Annotated in this window: 14 protein-coding genes; 9 read left to right on the top strand and 5 right to left on the bottom strand. The window is 64.3% G+C overall.

Annotation, left to right across the window (positions count from 1 at the left end):
* Positions 1 to 57: 57 nt before the first annotated feature.
* Positions 58 to 1,248 carry a M20 aminoacylase family protein gene (locus tag B4F51_RS17740; protein WP_296227705.1) on the bottom strand — a complete coding sequence of 397 codons (1,191 nt, stop codon included), beginning with the start codon at positions 1,246 to 1,248 and terminating at the stop codon, positions 58 to 60.
* 334 nt (positions 1,249 to 1,582) lie between these two features.
* Between B4F51_RS17740 and B4F51_RS17735 the strand changes: the two genes are divergently transcribed.
* Genes B4F51_RS17735 through argE form a run of 6 tightly spaced genes read left to right on the top strand, consistent with a single transcriptional unit; the run spans position 1,583 to position 8,383 of the window.
* A complete protein-coding gene (locus B4F51_RS17735; protein WP_414706783.1) occupies positions 1,583 to 3,166 on the top strand; it encodes an ABC transporter substrate-binding protein in 1,584 nt (527 codons plus the stop codon).
* Positions 3,167 to 3,193: 27 nt separating this feature from the next.
* On the top strand, positions 3,194 to 4,171 hold the full coding sequence (locus B4F51_RS17730; protein ID WP_296227703.1) for an ABC transporter permease: 978 nt from the start codon (positions 3,194 to 3,196) through the stop codon (positions 4,169 to 4,171).
* Between the two features lies 1 nt (position 4,172).
* On the top strand, positions 4,173 to 5,087 hold the full coding sequence (locus B4F51_RS17725; protein WP_296227701.1) for an ABC transporter permease: 915 nt from the start codon (positions 4,173 to 4,175) through the stop codon (positions 5,085 to 5,087).
* Positions 5,084 to 6,100: an ABC transporter ATP-binding protein gene (locus B4F51_RS17720; RefSeq protein WP_296227699.1), complete on the top strand. Its 1,017-nt coding sequence runs from the start codon at positions 5,084 to 5,086 to the stop codon at positions 6,098 to 6,100. The genes B4F51_RS17725 and B4F51_RS17720 overlap by 4 nt, the downstream gene beginning before the upstream one ends.
* Positions 6,097 to 7,164 (top strand): ABC transporter ATP-binding protein, encoded by a 1,068-nt coding sequence (locus tag B4F51_RS17715; RefSeq protein WP_296227696.1) that lies wholly within the window; start codon positions 6,097 to 6,099, stop codon positions 7,162 to 7,164. Before B4F51_RS17720 ends, B4F51_RS17715 begins: the two co-directional genes overlap by 4 nt.
* Before the next feature lie 13 nt (positions 7,165 to 7,177).
* A complete protein-coding gene (gene argE, locus B4F51_RS17710; protein ID WP_296227694.1) occupies positions 7,178 to 8,383 on the top strand; it encodes an acetylornithine deacetylase in 1,206 nt (401 codons plus the stop codon).
* A 158-nt stretch (positions 8,384 to 8,541) separates the two neighbouring features.
* On the opposite strand, the gene B4F51_RS17705 is transcribed toward argE, so the two are convergent.
* A complete protein-coding gene (locus tag B4F51_RS17705; protein WP_296227721.1) occupies positions 8,542 to 9,675 on the bottom strand; it encodes an ABC transporter substrate-binding protein in 1,134 nt (377 codons plus the stop codon).
* Positions 9,676 to 9,947: 272 nt separating this feature from the next.
* Between B4F51_RS17705 and B4F51_RS17700 the strand changes: the two genes are divergently transcribed.
* The 3 genes from B4F51_RS17700 to B4F51_RS17690 all read left to right on the top strand — a co-directional run bounded on the left by B4F51_RS17700 (position 9,948) and on the right by B4F51_RS17690 (position 15,042).
* Positions 9,948 to 12,068 carry a molybdopterin-containing oxidoreductase family protein gene (locus B4F51_RS17700; protein WP_296227692.1) on the top strand — a complete coding sequence of 707 codons (2,121 nt, stop codon included), beginning with the start codon at positions 9,948 to 9,950 and terminating at the stop codon, positions 12,066 to 12,068.
* 13 nt (positions 12,069 to 12,081) lie between these two features.
* Positions 12,082 to 13,182: an aminopeptidase gene (locus B4F51_RS17695; protein WP_296227690.1), complete on the top strand. Its 1,101-nt coding sequence runs from the start codon at positions 12,082 to 12,084 to the stop codon at positions 13,180 to 13,182.
* Positions 13,183 to 13,332: 150 nt separating this feature from the next.
* Positions 13,333 to 15,042, top strand: a complete 1,710-nt coding sequence (locus tag B4F51_RS17690; RefSeq protein ID WP_296227688.1) for a long-chain fatty acid--CoA ligase — start codon at positions 13,333 to 13,335, stop codon at positions 15,040 to 15,042.
* A gap of 170 nt (positions 15,043 to 15,212) precedes the next feature.
* Here the strand turns inward: B4F51_RS17690 and trhA are convergent, their stop codons facing one another.
* The 3 genes from trhA to B4F51_RS17675 form a co-directional block, all read right to left on the bottom strand.
* The gene (gene trhA / locus B4F51_RS17685; protein WP_296227686.1) at positions 15,213 to 15,830 is read right to left on the bottom strand and encodes a PAQR family membrane homeostasis protein TrhA; all 618 of its coding nucleotides are present in this window, start codon (positions 15,828 to 15,830) and stop codon (positions 15,213 to 15,215) included.
* Positions 15,831 to 16,030: 200 nt separating this feature from the next.
* Complete coding sequence (locus B4F51_RS17680; RefSeq protein WP_296227684.1) at positions 16,031 to 17,356, bottom strand: MFS transporter; 1,326 nt, start codon at positions 17,354 to 17,356, stop codon at positions 16,031 to 16,033.
* Between the two features lie 163 nt (positions 17,357 to 17,519).
* Complete coding sequence (locus B4F51_RS17675; protein WP_296227682.1) at positions 17,520 to 18,698, bottom strand: porin; 1,179 nt, start codon at positions 18,696 to 18,698, stop codon at positions 17,520 to 17,522.
* Between the last annotated feature and the right edge of the window lie 103 nt (positions 18,699 to 18,801).

Genomic DNA, 18,801 nt, shown 5'->3' with positions numbered 1-18,801 from the left:
TACGGTGGCTTCTTGTGTTGTGCTCCTCGCGAACGGTTGTGGCGTACGTAAATTTGTTCAGCTACGCGCCAAAAATCGCTCGACCAGACGCACCCAGTACGTTGCGCCCAGCGGCAACAACTCGTCGTTGAAGTCGTAGCTTGGGTTGTGCAGCATGCACGGGCCCAGACCGTGGCCTTGCTCGCGGTGGTCGCCGTCGCCGTTGCCGATGAAGGCGAAGCAGCCGGGCTTCTCGATCAGCATGAAGGAGAAATCTTCCGCGCCCATCGTGGGGTCGATGTTGGCTTCGACGTTGTCGGCACCGACGAGCTCGCGCATGACTTCTGCAGCAAACTGCGTTTCGGCTTCCGTGTTGACCGTGGGCGGATAGTTACGGTGGAAGACGAAGTCGACCGTGCAATCGTAGGCGGCGGCGATCGCTTTGGAGACTTCCTCCATGCGGCGCTCGATCAGGTCGAGCACTTCCGTGGAGAACGCGCGCACCGTGCCGCCGATCCACGCTTCGTTCGGGATGATATTGGTTGCATCACCGGCATGGAATTGCGTGACGGACAGGACCGCCGTGTCGATCGGCCGCTTGTTGCGGGTGATGATGCCCTGCAATGCAGAGACAACCTGCGCGCCAACGAACACCGGATCATTGCCGTTGTGCGGCAGCGCGGCGTGTGCACCCTTGCCCTTGATCGTGATGCGGAACTCATTGCTGGATGCCATCAGCGCGCCGACGCGTGTGCCGAACGCACCGACCGGCACACCTGGCCAGTTGTGCAAGCCAAACACGGCGTCACAGGGGAAGCGCTCGAACAGGCCGTCCTTGATCATCTCGCGTGCGCCGCCGCCACCTTCCTCGGCCGGCTGAAAGATCAGGTGGACGGTGCCGCTGAAGTTGCGGTGCTTGGCCAGGTAATGCGCCGCGCCAAGCAGCATCGCCGTGTGGCCATCGTGGCCGCAAGCGTGCATCTTGCCTTCGTGCATGGAGCGATGCTCAAACTGGTTGACCTCGGCCAGCGGCAGGGCGTCCATGTCGGCGCGCAAGCCGATGCGCTTGCCTTCGCCGTTGCGGATGACGCCCACCAACCCGGTCTTGCCCAGACCGCGATGCACTTCAATGCCCCATTCGGTGAGCTTGGCGGCGACCAGGTCGGAAGTGCGCAGTTCTTCAAAGCAGAGTTCGGGGTGCGCGTGGATGTCGCGTCGCAGCGCCTGAATCTCGGGCTGTGCGGCTTGGATTTCTGGAATCAGCTTCATGGGATGCGCTCGTGTTCTAGGCGGAAGTTCGCAACCACGCCGATCATACGCCGAAGGGCCGTCTTCAGCCCGCAGCGAAGCTGCACGAGCCGCGTGCTCAAGGCGGTCGCAAGCGTTCCTTACATGGAATGCTTCCTGCTTTTCCCCTTCGCCCGCAGCGTAGAGCAGCCATTTTTGGCGTATGTCGCAAGCGGGTGCACCAATTTGTGGCGCCGCACATTGCCTGCCGCAGGTGCGCGTCGCTATAGTCGGCGCGAGCGTTCAGCAGAAGCGCCGCCGCGCCGTCAGCGAGATCGATCCATCGATTCCTTATTTGGGGAGAAGAGCCGTGACCATGATTCGGACCTTGCGGCGCGTGGCCGCCGCGATGTGCGTGGCGGGATGTGTGATGGCGGGCGCAAGCTCGCAGGCGCTGGCCGCTGATCTGAAGATCGGCATGAGCTCGCCGCCGACCTCGATGGACCCGCACTTCTACAACCTGTTCTCGAACATCAACGTGTCAGAGCACATGTTCGAGTGCTTGGTGAAGATGGACGCCGACAGCCACATCATTCCCGGCCTGGCTCAGTCGTGGAAGATGGTCAACAACCTGACCTGGGAGTTCAAGCTGCGCCCTGGCGTGAAGTTCCACGACGGCAGCGAGCTGACCGCCGAAGACGTAGCATGGTCGCTCGATCGCCCGGCCACGATCGTTAACAGCCCGGGCAAATTCGACACCTACACGAAGGCGATCATCAACAAGAAGATCATCGACAAGTACACGATTCAACTGACGACCTCGCAGCCGTATCCGCTGATGCTGTCGGACCTGACGTCAGTGTTCATCGTGCAGAAGAAGACGACGCAAGGGCTGTCGAGCGATGACTTCGCGCAGGGCAAGGGCATGGTCGGCACGGGGCCGTTCAAGTTCGTCAGCTATGCGCGTGATGATCGTGTCGAGCTGGTGCGCAACGACCAATATTGGGGCCCGAAGCCCGCGTGGGAACACGTAACACTGCGCTTCATCCCGAACGGCGCGACGCGCATCGCGGCATTGCTCTCGGGCGACGTGCAGGCCATCGAGAACGTGCCGACGCCGGACCTCGCGCGCGTGCGTGGCGATGCCTCGCTGAATTTCTTCTCGAAGATCTCGCACCGCGTCATCTATCTGTATACGGATGACAAGCGCGACCAGACGCCGTATGTGACGAGCAAGGACGGCAAGCCGCTCGACAAGAATCCGTTGAAAGACCCGCGCGTGCGCCGCGCCATCAGCACGGCCATCAACCGCCAGGGCATCAAGGACCGCATCATGGAAGGCCTGTCGGAGCCGACCAACAACCTGGTGCCGCCGCAGCTCTTCGGCCACAACCCGAACCTGAAGACGCTCAAGTACGACCCGGAAGCCGCGAAGAAGCTACTGGCCGAGGCGGGGTATCCCGATGGTTTCGGCATCACGCTGCACACGCCCAATAACCGCTACGTGAACGACGAGAAGATTGCGCAGACGATCGCGCAGAATCTCACGCGCATCGGCATCGTGACCCGCGTGGAGGGCATGCCGATGGCGACGTTTGCGGCCAAGAGCATTCGCCATGAGTATTCGTTCGGGCTGGTGGGCTGGGGTGCGCAGACGGGCGAAGTCAGCTCGCCGCTGCGTGCGCTGGTGGCGTGCGAGGATTCCAAGACTGGCTTCGGCACGGTCAACTGGGGCCAGTACTGCAACCCGAAGATGGACGCCGTGCTGACCAAGGCGCTGTACACCATGGACGACAAGGAGCGCACCAAGCTGCTGCAGGAGGCGACGGCCATCGTAGTGGATGACGGCGGCATCATCCCGATCCACTTTCAGGTGACGACGTGGGCGGCGCGCAAGGGCATCACGTATATTCCGCGTACCGATGAGCGAACCTACGCGCACGGTTTCAAACCGCAATAGCCCTTTTCCCACACAAGCGAGTCTCCGATGCTGGTTTTCCTGATCCGACGGTTGCTGGAATCCGTCGCGGTGCTGCTGGTGATGTCGATCCTGGTGTTTCTTGGCGTGTACGCCATCGGCAACCCGGTCGATATCCTCATCAACCCGCAGGCCGACCAGCAGGACATCGCGCGCACGATTGCCGCGCTGGGGCTCGACAAGCCGCTGTGGGAGCAATACCTGTACTTCCTGAGCGGGGCGCTGCACGGCAACCTGGGCGTGTCGTTCGCGCAGGGCACGCCTGCGCTCAAGCTGATCTTCGAGCGCATGCCGGCCACCTTCGAGCTGGCCATCTTCGCCATGTTGCTGGCCATCGTGCTCGGCATTCCGCTTGGCCTGTGGGCGGGGCTGCGCCCGAACGGCGTGGCCAACCGCACCATCATGACGATCTCGATCCTGGGCTTTTCGCTGCCGACGTTCTGGGTTGGGCTGATGCTGATCATGGTGTTTGCGGTGCAGCTTGGCTGGCTGCCCTCCAACGGACGCGGAGAGACACGGCTTCTGCTAGGCATTCCCGTCAGCTTCCTGACGCTCGACGGCATCCGGCACCTGATCCTGCCGGGCGTGACCCTGTCGCTGCTGAACATTGCGATGGTGATCCGCCTTACGCGTGCGGGCACGCAGGAGGCGATGCTGCAGGACTACGTGAAGTTCGCGCGCGCCAAAGGCTTGTCTAACGCACGCATCGTCGGCGTGCACGTGCTCAAGAACATCCTGATTCCGATCGTGACGGTGGTGGGGCTGCAGTTCGGCTCGGTCATCGCGTTCTCGATCGTGACCGAGTCGATCTATGCGTGGCCGGGCATGGGCAAGCTCATCATCGATTCGATCCAGTTGCTCGACCGCCCGGTGATCGTCGCCTATCTGCTGGTGATCGTGACGCTGTTCATCCTCATCAACCTGGTGGTCGATCTCGTCTATGGCGTGCTCGACCCGCGTGTGCGCTTGTCCGAGAGCCGGGGCTGACATGACCACTTCCGTTTCCACTCCCGCCAAGCCGGCCGCCGAAGAAACACCGCTGCGTCGCTTCGTGCGCCAGTTCTGTGCGAGCCGCATCGCGCTCATCGGCGTGATCGTGCTGGCCATCATCATCCTCGTGGCGATCACCGCGCCGTGGATTGCGCCGCAGAATCCGTATGACCTCGCCAAGCTCGACGTGCTTGATTCACGCCTTGCCCCCGGCGAAAAGTCCGGCGACGGCATGACCTTCCTGCTCGGCTCGGATGACCAAGGCCGCGACATCCTTTCCGCCATCCTCTACGGCCTGCGCATCAGCGTGGGCGTGGGGGTGGTGAGCACGGTGTTCGCGCTGGTGCTGGGTACGGTGCTCGGGCTGATCGCCGGCTTTGCGGGCGGGCGCATCGAGTCGCTCATCATGCGCATTGCGGACTTGCAGCTCTCGTTCCCGCCGATCCTTCTGGCGCTGATTTTGCTCGCGCTGCTCAAGCCCGGCATCACCAATATCGTGATTGCGCTGGTGGCGGTGCAGTGGGCCTACTACGCGCGCACCACGCGCAGCGCCGCGCTGGTCGAGCGCCGGCGCGAATACATCGAGGCCGCGCAGGTGCTCGGCCTGCCGCCGTCGCGCATCATGTTCCGGCACCTGCTGCCGAATTGCCTGCCGCCGCTGATCGTCATTGCCGCGCTGCAGGTCGCCTCCGCCATCACCCTGGAGGCGACGCTGTCGTTCCTGGGGTTGGGTGTGCCGATTACCGAGCCTTCACTGGGCCTGCTGATCGCCAACGGTTTTCAGTACATGCTGTCGGGCAAGTACTGGATCAGCTTCTTCCCTGGGCTGGCGCTGCTTGTGACCATCGTGTCGATGAATCTGGTGTCCGACCAGCTTCGTGACGTGCTCAACCCGCGCCTGCAGACGCTATGACGACAGCCAACAACAAACCGACGCTCGTCGTCGAAGGCCTGAAGACCGAATTTGTCACGCGTGCCGGCATTGCGCGGGCAGTGGACGATGTGTCCTTCACCGTGGGCCGCGGCGAGATCATGGGCCTCGTCGGCGAGTCAGGCTCGGGCAAGTCGATGACCGGTTACTCGATCATGGGCTTGATCGATCCGCCGGGGCGCGTGGTCGGCGGACGCATCGAGCTGACCGGCCGCGATGGTGTCACGCACGACTTGCGCGCGCTCTCGGCCCGCCAGATGCGCGACATGCGCGGCAACCGCATCGCCATGATCTTCCAAGACCCGATGATGACGCTGAACCCGGTCCTGCGTGTCGACACGCAAATGATCGAGGCGGTGCAGGCACATCAGCGTGTGAGCCACGCCCAGGCACGGGAGATGGCGCGCGAGGCGCTGGCCAAGGTCGGCATTCCCTCGCCGGACGAGCGGCTGACGGCATATCCACACCAGTTCTCGGGTGGCATGCGGCAGCGTGTCGCCATTGCTATCGCATTGCTCAACAATCCCGACCTCATCATCGCCGATGAGCCGACCACGGCGCTGGACGTCACCATCCAGGGCCAGATCCTGGCCGAGGTGCAGGCACTGTGCCGAGAGAGCGGAACCGCGCTGATCTGGATCACGCACGATCTGTCCGTGGTGGCCGGGCTGGCCGACAGCGTGTGCGTGATGTACGCCGGCCGCATCGTCGAGCAAGGCAGCGTGCAGCAGGTGCTGGAGACGCCGCGCCATCCATACACATTCGGACTGATTGCCTCGGCGCCGTCGCGCAACCCGCGCGGTGTGCCGCTGCGGCAGATTCCTGGGATGACACCGTCGCTGCTGGCATTGCCCGGCGGTTGCGCCTTCCGAGAGCGCTGCGCCTTCGCTACCGAGGTCTGCAAGCAGACGCCCACACTCGACATGCTCGACGATGGCCGCAGCTTGCGTTGTTTCCACCCCGTCACCATCCGCCCCGAGGAGGCCACTGCATGAACGCGATGCATCCCGAGCACGATGCCATGGCGGTCACGGGGGCGACCGAGGCAACGTCCGCTGAACCGCTGGTGCCGATTCTGTCTCTGCACGGCATGTCCAAACGCTTCGTGAAGGGGCTCGACATCTCCTCGCGCATTGCCAACTGGTTTGGTGCAGGCGTGGAGGAAGAGGTGGTGCACGCGGTCGACCATGTTGACCTTGATATCGTCACGGGTGAAGTTGTCGGGCTGGTTGGCGAATCGGGCTGCGGCAAATCCACGCTGGGCCGTCTGGCAGTGGGTCTGCACAAGCCCACCGCCGGCACGCGGCTGTGGAAGGGCGTCGACCTGGACCGTCTACCGCCCGAGCGTCGCCGCGAAAAGCAGCTTGCCATCCAGATGATCTTTCAGGACCCGTACGCGTCGCTCAACCCGCGCATGCGCGTGCAGGACATCGTCGGCGAGGCACCGGTCGTGCACGGCATGGTGAGCGCAGCCGAGCAGCGCGACTACGTGGCCGAGATGCTCACGCGCGTCGGTCTGGACCCGAGCCTGATGCGCCGCTTTCCGCACCAGTTCTCGGGCGGGCAGCGGGCGCGCATCGGCATTGCGCGGGCGCTGGCGGTCAAGCCGGAATTCCTTGTCTGCGACGAATCGGTGGCGGCGCTGGATGTATCGATCCAGGCGCAGGTGCTGAACCTGTTCATCTGCCTGCGCGAGCAGTTGAACCTCACGTATCTGTTCATCAGCCACGACCTGGGCGTCGTGAAGCATGTCAGCGACCGCGTCGTCATCATGTACCTCGGCCGGGTGGTGGAGTCTGCGCCCACGGAAGCGATCTTTGCGTCGCCCAACCACCCATACACACAGGCGTTGCTGGCCGAAGCGCCTAAACTGGAGGTTCGCAAGAAGACCTATGTGGCGATCTCGGGCGAGATTCCTTCGCCGCTGCATCCGCCCACCGGCTGCCATTTCCACCCGCGCTGCCCGCATGCTATGCCGCGCTGCAAGACCGAGCAGCCGGTGCTCAAGGAGATCGCGCCGCTCAGGTTTTCAGCCTGCCACCTGAACGACATGGCCTGAGCGCCAGACCAACATGTCAGCCGACGCCTCCACCCCGCAACCGTCCGATGATGTCCTGCAACTGATCCGCACGTTGGTGGCGTTCGACACCGTCAGCCGCAATTCCAACCTTGGCCTGATCGAATGGGTGCGTGACCGCCTGCGCGCCCAGGGCGCCGAATGTCGCCTCACCTACGACGCCACCGGCGGCAAGGCCAACCTGTTTGCCACGCTGTCGCCGGGGCGCAAGCCAGGATTGGTGCTCTCGGGCCATACCGACGTGGTGCCCGTGGATGGTCAGCCGTGGGACACCAACCCATTCGACGCGCAACTTCGCGATGGCCGCCTGTATGGACGCGGCACGGCCGACATGAAGAGCTTCATCGCCGTGGCACTCGCGCACGTGCCAGATTTCATGGCCACAACGGATAGAGGGGGCGACGCCAGCTTCCACCTCTCACTATCCTACGACGAGGAGATCGGCTGCGTGGGCGTGCGCGGCCTGCTGCGCGATCTGGAGGCCAATGGCATCCAGCCCGCCGGCTGCATCGTCGGCGAGCCCACTTCGATGCGCGCCATCATCGCGCACAAGGGCAAGCGGGAATACCGCTGCTGCGTGCGCGGCAAGGAAGCGCATTCTGCACTGACGCCGCAGGGCGTGAACGCCATTGAGTTTGCGGCGCTGCTGATTGCGCATATCCGCTCGCTGGCTGCCCGCCTGGCTGAAGAGGAGGCGCGCGATGCCGCCTTCGTCGTACCGCACACCACGCTCAACACAGGCACCATTAAGGGCGGCATTGCCACCAACGTGGTGCCGCGCGATTGCGAATTCACCTTCGACTTCCGCTACCTGCCGGGCACCGACCCCGATTGGCTCTTTGGCGAAGTCGAGCGCCATGCGCACGACACGCTGTTGCCGCAGATGCGCAGGATTGCCAGCGACGCCGACATCAGCTTTGCCATCAAGGCCAACACACCGGGCCTGTCGATTGCGCCCACGCACGAGCTGGTCGCGCTGGCGCAAGCGCTGGCTGACAGCCGGGGCATGGTGGGCAAGGTCGACTACGGCACCGAGGCGGGGCTGTTCTCCCGCGCGGGCGTCCCGACGGTGGTATGCGGCCCCGGCAATATCGAGCAGGCACACAAGCCCAACGAATACATCGAGCTGTCGCAGATCGCGCAGTGCGAGGCGTTCATGCGGCGGCTTGCGCAGCGGCAGCCGCAAGTGCAGTCGGCTTGAGGCCTGCCCCCGGGCCTTTGCATACCAGGATGGAAACGTTGCGTGCCGGGCGCTGAACTTGGTGCGCGAGGTTCTTAGCCCGGCATTCGGAGTTCAGAACTCGGCGTGCGAGGTCTTGAACCCGGTGCTCCGGGTTCAGAGTGCCGCGCGTGGCACGATCAGCGGATCACCTGGCCGCTCGAATTGATGATCGTCATCTCGACGAATTTCGAGCCGACATGGTTGCTCGGCGAGAAGTTGACGTTGAAGCCGCCCAGATCGTAGTTGCCCATCGATTCGAGGGCGGTAATCAGCTTCTCGCGCGTGAGGTCGCGGCCGGCACGCTTGAGGCCCTCCACGAACACGCGGGCGGCCACGTAGCCTTCGATGCTGCCGTAGTCGAAGTCCGAGATGCCCTCGGCCTTGAGCAGCTTTTGGTAGTCGCGCACCAGCGGCGAGGCGCCGCTATACGGATACGGCATCACCTGCGAGATGATCACGCCGCCGCCGGCCTTGCCCAGCGTGTTGGCCAGCGCCTTGGTGCCGACGAACGACACGTTGTAGAACTGGCCCGCGTAGCCCTGTTCCTGTGCATCCTTCACGAGCGCCGCCACGGTCTGGTACGCGCTGATGACGACGATGGCCTCCGGCTTCTGTGCCAGCACCGTGCTGATGGCGCCCTTCACGTCGGTCGTGTTGCGGGCTACGCTGGCCTGCGCGGTGAGTGTGACGCCCTTGCCGGCGGCGGTGCCCAGCGCGCGCTGCACGCCGTCCAGGCCGGCCTTGCCGTAGGCGTCGTCGTTGTAGACCACGGCGATGCGCTTGAGGCCCGTCGTGCGGATCTGCTGCACGATGGAGGCGGTTTCGTCGTTGTAGCTGGCGCGCACGTGAAATACGTTGCGCACGAACGGCTCGCGCAGCGCCATTGCACCGGAGTAGGGCGCGAAGAACGGCACGCCAGCCGAGGTGGCCAGCTTGAGCGCGGCCAGGCTGGTCGGTGTGCCGACGTAACCGAAGAGGGCGAATACCTTGGTGTCGCTGATCAGCGTCTTGGTATTGCGCGCGGCGGCGTCGGGCTCGTAGAAGTCATCGAGCACCTTGAGTTCGATCTTGCGGCCGTTGACGCCGCCGGCCGCGTTGACGGCGTTGAAGTACAGCTTGGCGCCCAGGTTCAGCTGCTGGCCGAGCTGGGAGGCTGGGCCGCTCATGGGCGCGGATTGGCCAATCACGATGGTGTCGTTGGTGACGCCGACTTCGGCGTGGGCGGCGGCCAGGCTCAGGCCAAGCACGCAGGCGGACAAGCGGGCAGACATGCGAACAAGCGTGCCCGTCAACGAAATAGCCATGGATTCTCCCCCCAGAGAAAGACGTGATGGGCGCGCTCCCCAGACGCCCAGAACAGCCCGCGTGGCCCGGAAGCGCAGTGTAGGGGCCGACGGGCGGCCATCATAATCGAATACAATCGGCACAAAAAGGCTGAAACCGGCTGCAGGCGCGCCAGACGCATGCATGCAACAATCGTGCGCGGTGTACTGCACATGAGGCAGCACACGCGCATCATGCCAAGCCCCTCGCGGAGCCCCCGATGTCCACCCAAGTCATCCGTGCCGCCTGTCCGCACGACTGTCCCGATACCTGCGCCTTGCTCGTCACTGTGGAAGACGGCCGTGCCATCCGCGTGCAGGGCGATCCGGACCACCCCACCACGCAGGGCGTGCTCTGCACCAAGGTCAACCGCTACACAGAGCGCACCTATCACCCCAACCGTTTGCTCACGCCGATGAAGCGCGTGGGCGCCAAGGGCGAGGGCAAGTTCGCGCCCATCTCTTGGGACGAGGCGCTCGACACGATCGCTACACGCCTGGGCGAGATTGCCGCGCGCAACCCGCAGTCCATCCTGCCGTACAGCTACGCCGGCACCATGGGCCTCGTGCAGGGCGAGAGCATGGCCGCGCGCTTCTTCCACAAACTGGGTGCGTCGCTGCTCGATCGCACGATTTGCGCATCGGCCGGGGCGACGGCATTGCGCTATACGTATGGCGCGAGCCTCGGCATGGACATCGAGCACGTGCAGGATGCCAAGCTGATCCTGATCTGGGGTGCCAACCCGATCGCCTCCAACCTGCATTTCTGGACGCGCGCGCAGGAGGCCAAACGGCGCGGCGCCACGCTCGTCGCCATTGATCCTTATCGTTCGTTGACCGCCGAGAAGTGTCATCGCCACCTGGCCGTGCGCCCAGGCACCGATGCAGCGCTGGCACTGGCGATGATCCATGTGCTGATCCGCGACGATCTGCTCGATCACGACTACATCGCCAATCACACGGTCGGCTTTGATGCGCTGCGTGAGCGTGCGCAGCAGTACACACCCGAATACGCGGCCACGCTGTGCGGCATCGACGCGGCCAATATCGAATGGCTGGCCAAGCTGTACGGCACAACCGTTGTGCGCGACAGGCAGCCGGCAGCCATCCGCCTGAACTACGGCATGCAGCGTGCCCACGGCGGCGGGCAGGGCGTGCGTGCGGCGGCGTGCCTGCCGTCGCTAGTGGGGGCGTGGCGCGAGCCGGCGGGCGGGCTGCAGTTGTCCACTTCGGGCTTCTTCCCGATCGACAGCGCCACCTTGCAGCGCCCGGATCTGCTGCCGACCTGGCCGCACGTGCCGCGCACCATCAACATGAGCACCATTGGCGACGCGCTGCTTCATGTGGGAGATGAGGCGGGCGATGCAGCGTTCGGCCCGAAGGTCGAGGCGGTGGTCGTCTACAACAGCAACCCGGTGGCGGTGGCGCCGGACTCGCGCAAGGTCGCTGCCGGCTTCGCGCGCGAAGACCTCTTCACCGTGGTGCTGGAACATTTCCAGACCGACACCGCCGACTACGCCGACATCCTCCTGCCCGCCACCACGCAGCTCGAACACGTGGACGTGCACAAGGCCTACGGCCACACTTACGTGCTCGCCAACAACGCTGCCATCGCGCCGATGGGGCAGTCGTTGCCGAACACCGAGATTTTTCGCCGTCTCGCGCAACGCATGGGTTTTAACGACACCTGCTTTGCCGACTCGGACGACGACATCGCCGCCCAGGCCGTGCGCCGTGACGACCCGGCCGCTGCGCACATCGACTGGGCGACGCTCAAGCGCGACGGCTGGCAGAAGCTGGCGCACCCGGCCGCGCCGCTCGCACGTGGCGGCTATCGCACGCCGTCGGGTCGCTGCGAGTTCTATTCCGAACAGATGGCCAAGGACGGGCTCGATCCACTGCCCGGCTATGTGCCGCCGCATGAGTCGGCCATCAGCACGCCAGAGCTGGCCAAGCGTTACCCGCTGTCGATGATCTCGCCGCCGGCGCGCAACTTCCTGAACTCGACGTTCGTCAACGTCGACAGCCTGCGCAGCACCGAAGGCGAGCCGCATCTCGACATCCATCCCGACGATGCCCTGGCGCGCGGTGTGGTCGATGGCGAGCTGGTCCGCATCTTCAACGATCGCGGCACCATGCGGGCCCGCGCCCGCGTGACCGACCGCGCACGTCGCGGCGTGGTCGTCGGCCTGTCGATCTGGTGGAAGAAGCTTGCGCCAGACGGCACCAACGCCAACGAACTGACCAGCCAGCGCCTGACCGACATGGGCCGCGCGCCCACCTTCTACGACTGCCTGGTGGAGGTCGCGCCGATGCAGGGGGCGATGCTTCCGGCGGCCTGACGGGGGCATGCTCATGCGTGCTGCTCGCGCGCTGTGTCTCACCTTGTCGCTGGCCGGTGCGGCGCTGCTGGCCGGCTGCGACACCCTCGGCTATTACTATCAGTCCGTGGCCGGGCACCTCTCGCTGATGGCGCAGCGGGAGTCGCTCGACGACGCCATCAAGAACGCGCGCGAAGCTCACAACGATAGGCTCGCCACGCGCCTGGAAGAGGCGCGCAGCATCCGCATCTATGCCTCGCGCGAACTGAGCCTCCCCGACAACGGCAGTTACCGCGTCTACGCCAACATCAAGCGCCCCTTCGCGGTGTGGAATGTCTTTGCCGCGCCCGAGTTGTCGGTCAAGCTCAAGGAATGGTGCTTCCTGGTGGTTGGCTGCGTGACCTATCGCGGTTACTACGATCGCGACGCCGCGCAAGCTTACGCCGACACGTTGCGCGCGCAGGGTCTCGATGTCGACGTGGCCGGGATTCCTGCGTATTCCACACTGGGTTATTTCGATGACCCGCTGCTCAACACCTTCGTCGGCCTGCCCGAAGGCGAATTGGCGCGGTTGATCTTCCACGAGCTGGCGCACCAAGTGGCTTATGCCAAGGGCGATACGGCCTTCAACGAGTCCTTCGCCACCGCGGTGGAAACGATCGGCGTCGAGCGTTGGCTTGCCGATGCGGCAACCCCGCAGATCCGTGCGGAATACGCTACATACGACGTCCGCCGCGTACAATTCCGCGCCTTGCTGCTGGACAGCCGCAAGCGGCTCGAAGCGCTGTACGCCAGCCCCATCTCCGACGACGAGAAGCGCGCCGGCAAGCGAGCCATCTTCGCTGGTCTGCAGGCCGATTACGCCAAGCTCAAGGCAAGCTGGGGCGGGTATGCGGGCTACGACCGGTGGTTCGCGCAGCCCTTGTCGAACGCGCACCTTGGCGCGGTGGCGAGCTACCTGGAGTGGGTGCCGGCGTTCACGGCGCTGTACCACCGCGACGGCGGCGACTGGGCGCGCTTCTACGCCGACGTCAAGGCGATGGCACGTAAACCCAAGCCGCAGCGTGAGGTGTCGTTGAGAGCCCTGACTCCGTCCACGACGCTCAACGCGGACGGCAGGTTTAAGCAAAAGTGATGCCAACGACGGTCGATGCGCCTGTTTCAAGCAGGCTCAACCGCCCGAGGGAACCGTCTAAGTTATTGTTTTGACACGCACATCCGCGTAGGATGCCGAAAAAAACGAACGACCATTCGAAAAAATCGACAATCGCCAGGAGACACACCCATGGATAAGCCGTGGCTGAAGCAGTACCCCGCCGGGGTGCCGGCTGAGATCGATGCCTCGCAGTTTCGATCGCTGGCCCATCTGCTTGAGGATTCCTTTCAGAAGAACCGCAACCGCCGTGCCTTCGAGTGCATGGGCAAGGTCCTGACCTACGGCGAAATTGATACGCTGTCGCGCCAACTGGCGGCGTGGCTACAGTCGCGCGGTCTGGCACCCGGCGCACGCGTCGCGCTGATGATGCCCAACGTGCTGCAGTACCCGGTGGCGCTGGCCGCCGTGCTGCGCGCCGGCTACGTGGTCGTCAACGTCAACCCGCTGTACACCCCGCGTGAGTTGGAACACCAGCTCAAGGACAGCGGTGCCGAAGCCATCGTTATCCTGGAGAACTTCGCGACGACGCTGCAGCACGTGTTGGCCAACACGCCGGTCAAGCACATTGTGGTGGCCAGCATGGGCGATCTGCTCGGCGGCCTCAAGGGCACACTGGTCAACTTCGTCGTGCGCAGCGTCAAGAAGATGGTGCCTGCGTGGGAACTGCCCAACTGCATCCGCTTCAACACCGCGTTGGAAGCAGGCGCCAAGTTGACGCTCAAGCCGACCTCCGTCGGCCCGGACGACGTCGCCTTCCTGCAATACACGGGCGGCACTACCGGCGTATCGAAGGGCGCGACGCTGCTGCACCGGAACATCGTCGCCAACGTGCTGCAGTCCGAGGCGTGGATGAACCCGGCGCTCACCAAGCCCGGCCGCGACGGCCGAAAGCTGGCCGATGGCGAAGAGATGATCACCATCACCGCGCTGCCGCTGTATCACATCTTCGCGCTGACGGTGTGCTGCCTGCTGTCGATGCGCAAGGGCGGGTTGGCGGTGCTGATCCCGAACCCGCGCGATATCCCGGGCTTCATCAAGGTGCTCAAGCAGTACCGCTTCCATATGTTCCCGGCCGTGAACACGCTGTACAACGCGCTGCTGAACAACCCCGAGTTCAAGGACGTCGACTGCTCCAATCTGCGCGTGGCCAACGGCGGCGGCATGGCGGTGCAGGAAGCCGTGGCCAAGAAGTGGCTGGAAGTGACGGGCTGCCCGATCATCGAGGGCTACGGCCTGTCGGAAACCTCGCCGTCGGCCATCTGCAACCCGACCAACACCGACAAGTTCTCGGGCACCGTCGGCCTGCCGATCCCGTCCACCGAAATCGCCATCCGCGACGACGAAGGGCGCGACCTGCCGATCGGCCAAGCGGGCGAAATCTGCATCCGTGGCCCGCAAGTTATGGCCGGCTACTGGAAGCGCCCGGACGAGACCGCCAAGGTTATGTACGCCGACGGTTTCTTCAAGACCGGCGACGTGGGCGTGATGGACGAGCGTGGCTATACCAAGATCGTCGATCGCAAGAAGGACATGATCCTGGTGTCGGGCTTCAACGTGTACCCGAATGAGATCGAGGGCGTGGTGGCAATGTGCCCGGGCGTGCTGGAAGTCGCCGCCGTAGGTGTGCCCGACGTGCACTCGGGCGAGGTGGTCAAACTATTCGTGGTGCGCCGCGACCCGACGCTCACCGAGGAGAGGCTGCAGGAGTTCTGCAAGGAACAGCTCACCGGCTACAAGCGCCCGAAGTTCATTGAGTTCCGCAACGAGCTGCCGAAGACCAACGTCGGCAAGATCCTGCGCCGTGAGTTGCGCGACGAGGCGATGAAGAAGCGCGCGTAAGCCTGCGTTGCCAGCCAAAGAGAAAGCCGCGATTCGTCGCGGCTTTTATATTTGTCCGCCACCAGGCGGTAGATGGTGTCAACCCGAACTGACGAGTCATTGCGCTGGACCAAGTGACCGTCGCCGCCCAGTCCAAGAGGAAACATGGCGGCGCCGGCGGATGCGGCGGGTCAGCCGACGTACCTGAGGATGCTGACGAACTGGCACGCGCTGCCCGCCAGCACGAACAGATGCCAGATGCCGTGGAAGTGCCGCACCTTCTCGTCGAAAAGAAAGAAGCCGATGCCCACGGTATAGAGGGCACCGCCCGCCACCAGCCACCACAGGCCCGGTGCGGGCAGCGCGGCCGCCAGTGGCCCCATGGCAATCAGCACCAGCCAACCCATCACCACGTAGATCAGTAGTGAGAATAGGCGCGTGCGGCGACCGATCCAGAGTTCCTGCGCAATGCCGACGGCCGCCAGCGCCCAGTTGATTCCGAACAGCGTCCAGCCCCAGGGGCCACGCAGCGTGACCAGCGCAAACGGCGTGTAGCTCCCGGCGATCAGCAGGTAGATGGCGCAATAGTCCAGCCGCTGGAAGAAGTCTTTGGCCGGGCCGCGCAGGCTGTGATACAGCGTAGAGATCGTGTAGAGCAGGACCAGCGTGGTGCCGTAGACCACCGAGCTGACCACCTTCCAGGTATCGTGGTGCAGCACCGAGGATGTCACCAGCACCGCCATGCCGGCGGCGGCAAGAATGGCCCCGGCCAAGTGGCTGAAGCCGTTGAAACGTTCTCCGTGATACATGCACTGATCTCCGGGAAAGCTCGGTTGGCGTGCATTCGGGCGAATGCAAAGGCCTTATTTTTGCATGCGCTTGAACGGTTTTGTTGCGGTAAGCCATCTGACCGGATGGCCTTTAGGGGGGGGCAAACGCTTGCCTTTCGTACGAGCAGGCCATCCACGCAGAACGGCGGTGAGCCAGTTCTTGTGCTGATTTTCCGTACCTACATCAGCGTGGAGTTCCGTGTCTCGCGCATGCACAGCACGCCAAACAGGCTCACGGCCGCCGCCACCGACACGTACATGCCGACCCACGACAGGCCGCCCTGCGAAGCCAGCACCTGCGCGATATACGGCGCAATAGACGCTCCCAGGATCCCGCCCAGGTTGTACGACACGCCCGCGCCCGTGTAGCGCACGTTGGTCGGGAACAGCTCCGGCAGCAGCGCGCCCATTGGCGCAAAGGTCACGCCCATCAGGAACAGCTCGATGATGAGGAACAGCGCCACCAGCGGTGTTTGCCCGCTGCCCAGCAGCGGCGCCATCGTGAAGCCCGACAGGATGGCCGCGATGATGCCGACGATCAGCACCGGCTTGCGCCCGAAGCGGTCCGACGCGAGCGCCGACAGGGGCGTCGCCAAGCCCATGAACACCACCGCCAGGCACAGTAGCCCCAGAAAGCTCGGGCGCGAGAAGTGCAGTGTGCTTACGCCATACGACAACGAGAACACCGTCGAGATGTAGAACAGCGTGTAGCAGACCACCATGGCCAGCGCGCCCAGCAGCGTCGGCCACCAGTGGCGGGCCAGCAATTCGGCGATCGGCACCTTCACGCGCTCCTGCCGCTCGATGGCCGCCTGGAAGGCCGGCGTCTCGGCGATCTTCAGACGCACATACAGGCCAAGCGCCACCAGCACCGCGCTCACCAGGAACGGCACGCGCCAGCCCCAGCTACGGAATTGCTCGTCCGACAGTGCAATCGCCAGCCCGAAGAACAATCCGTTCGACGCGAGGAAACCCACCGACGGCCCGAGCTGCGGAAACATGCCGAACCACGCGCGCTTGCCTGCCGGTGCGTTCTCCGTGGCGAGCAGCGCCGCGCCGCCCCATTCGCCGCCCAGGCCGATGCCCTGGCCGAAGCGCAGCACGCAGAGCAGGATCGGCGCCAGGCTGCCGATGCTGTCGTATCCAGGTACCAACCCGATCAGCGTGGTCGAAATGCCCATCACCAGCAAGGAGGCGACCAGCGTCGATTTGCGTCCGATGCGATCGCCAAAGTGGCCGAACAGGAACGAGCCGATCGGCCGCGCAATGAAGGCGATGCCGAACGTGATGAAGGCCGACAGCGCCTGCGCCGTGGCCGAGCCGTGCGGGAAGAACACCGGCCCGATCACGAGCGCCGCGGCCGTCGCGTAGACGTAGAAATCGTAGAACTCGATGGCCGTGCCGATAAAGCTCGCGAAGACGATGCGCGCGCGGCTCGTCTCGGTGGCCAGATCGGCGGCAGGGGCGGCCAGCGTGGATGAGGGCGAGGAGGGTGAAAGGGGCATGCGGGTCTCCCGTGGATGTCGTGTTGTTGTCGTTATGCGCGGCTGCCCGTTGTGCGCCGGACGCGCTCGCAAGAGCATAGCGCGCGACCATGCAAAAAGGCACCCGAAGGTGCCTTCCTGCGCCCGCCAAGGAGAGGGGCGGCGGGCAAAGTGAAACGGTGCGTCAGAACTTGTGGCGGATACCGACCGCCGCACCCAGCTGGTTGCTGGCATCCGGCGTGATGAAGTACGTCTGCGACGCCGCCGGCAGGTAACCCACCGACGTCTGTGCGCCCGTTGCCGGGTTGGTCACGTAGCCGATCGAATCCCAGTTGAGCGAAGCGTTGCGCGCGTAAGCTGCCGTGAAGTACACGTCGGTGCGCTTGGACAAAGCGTAGTCAGCAATGAAGTTCCACTGCTGCGGATTGCGCGGGTTGAGCACGGTGGTGCCGATGGTCGCTTCCTTGATGTTGTCGTAGTAGTACGAGAGCGTGAGGCTCAGCGCGCTGGTCGCCTGGTAGTTCGCACCGATCCAGTACAGGTCGTCACGGTGCGGCAGCAGGGCCGACACGGCGCCGGTCGACTGCGTTTGCGTGTTGCCGTAGCGATAGCCACCCATCACCTTGACCGGGCCGACCGTGTAGCTGGCGGCAATGGCGGCGCGCTTGTCGCGCGCATAGTCGTTGCCCGTGCCACCCAGCGCTTCGGCAGCGGTCAAGACTTTGACTTCGTCATAGGCCACGCCGATGCCGAACGGACCGGCAAAGTAGTTTGCGCCGATACCGTAAGCGGAGTTGGCGGTAGTGCTGCCGGTGCGCTCACCGAATGCCCAGTGGGCCTCGACCGTCACCGGACCGAAGGCGCCGGCGTACTTGATCATGTTGTCTTCGCGGAAGTTCGGGCCCAGCAGGCCGACCACCGGCTCATACTGCGTGGCGTAGCCGCTCGGCGAGAAGTTCGCCATCATGTCGAAGATCGTGGTGTACTGGCGGCCCAGCGTGACCTTGCCCCAGTTGCCTTGCAGGCCCACGAAGGCTTGCCGGCCGAACAGGCGGCCGCCTTGCTGCAGCGTGCCGGTGTCCATGCCGAAGCCCGATTCCAGCACGAACAGGCCCTTCAGCCCGCCGCCGATGTCTTCAACGCCGCGCAGGCCCCAACGGTTGGAAGACAAGCCGCCGGCCTGCATCGCCAGGCGCGAACCACTGGTGCCCGGAACGGCAACCCCTGCCGACGTTACGGTTTGCTCGTGGTTGACGTATTCAACGTTGGCGTCGACCACGCCATATAGCGTCACACTCGACTGAGCCTGCGCAACACCCGCAAACGTGCCCAGCACTGCCATTGCAAGCAGCGATTTCTTCATCGGTCGGTCTCCAGATCTTTATTTATTGAACTTGGTGGCAGGCAGACCCTCCGTTCCCGTCTTCCTGCCCCACGACTTTCAAGTGAAGTCGCTGACTAATGTA

Source organism: Ralstonia sp. UBA689 (assembly GCF_002298975.1).
Classification (GTDB): domain Bacteria; phylum Pseudomonadota; class Gammaproteobacteria; order Burkholderiales; family Burkholderiaceae; genus Ralstonia.
This window is presented reverse-complemented; position numbering and strand designations above follow the sequence as displayed.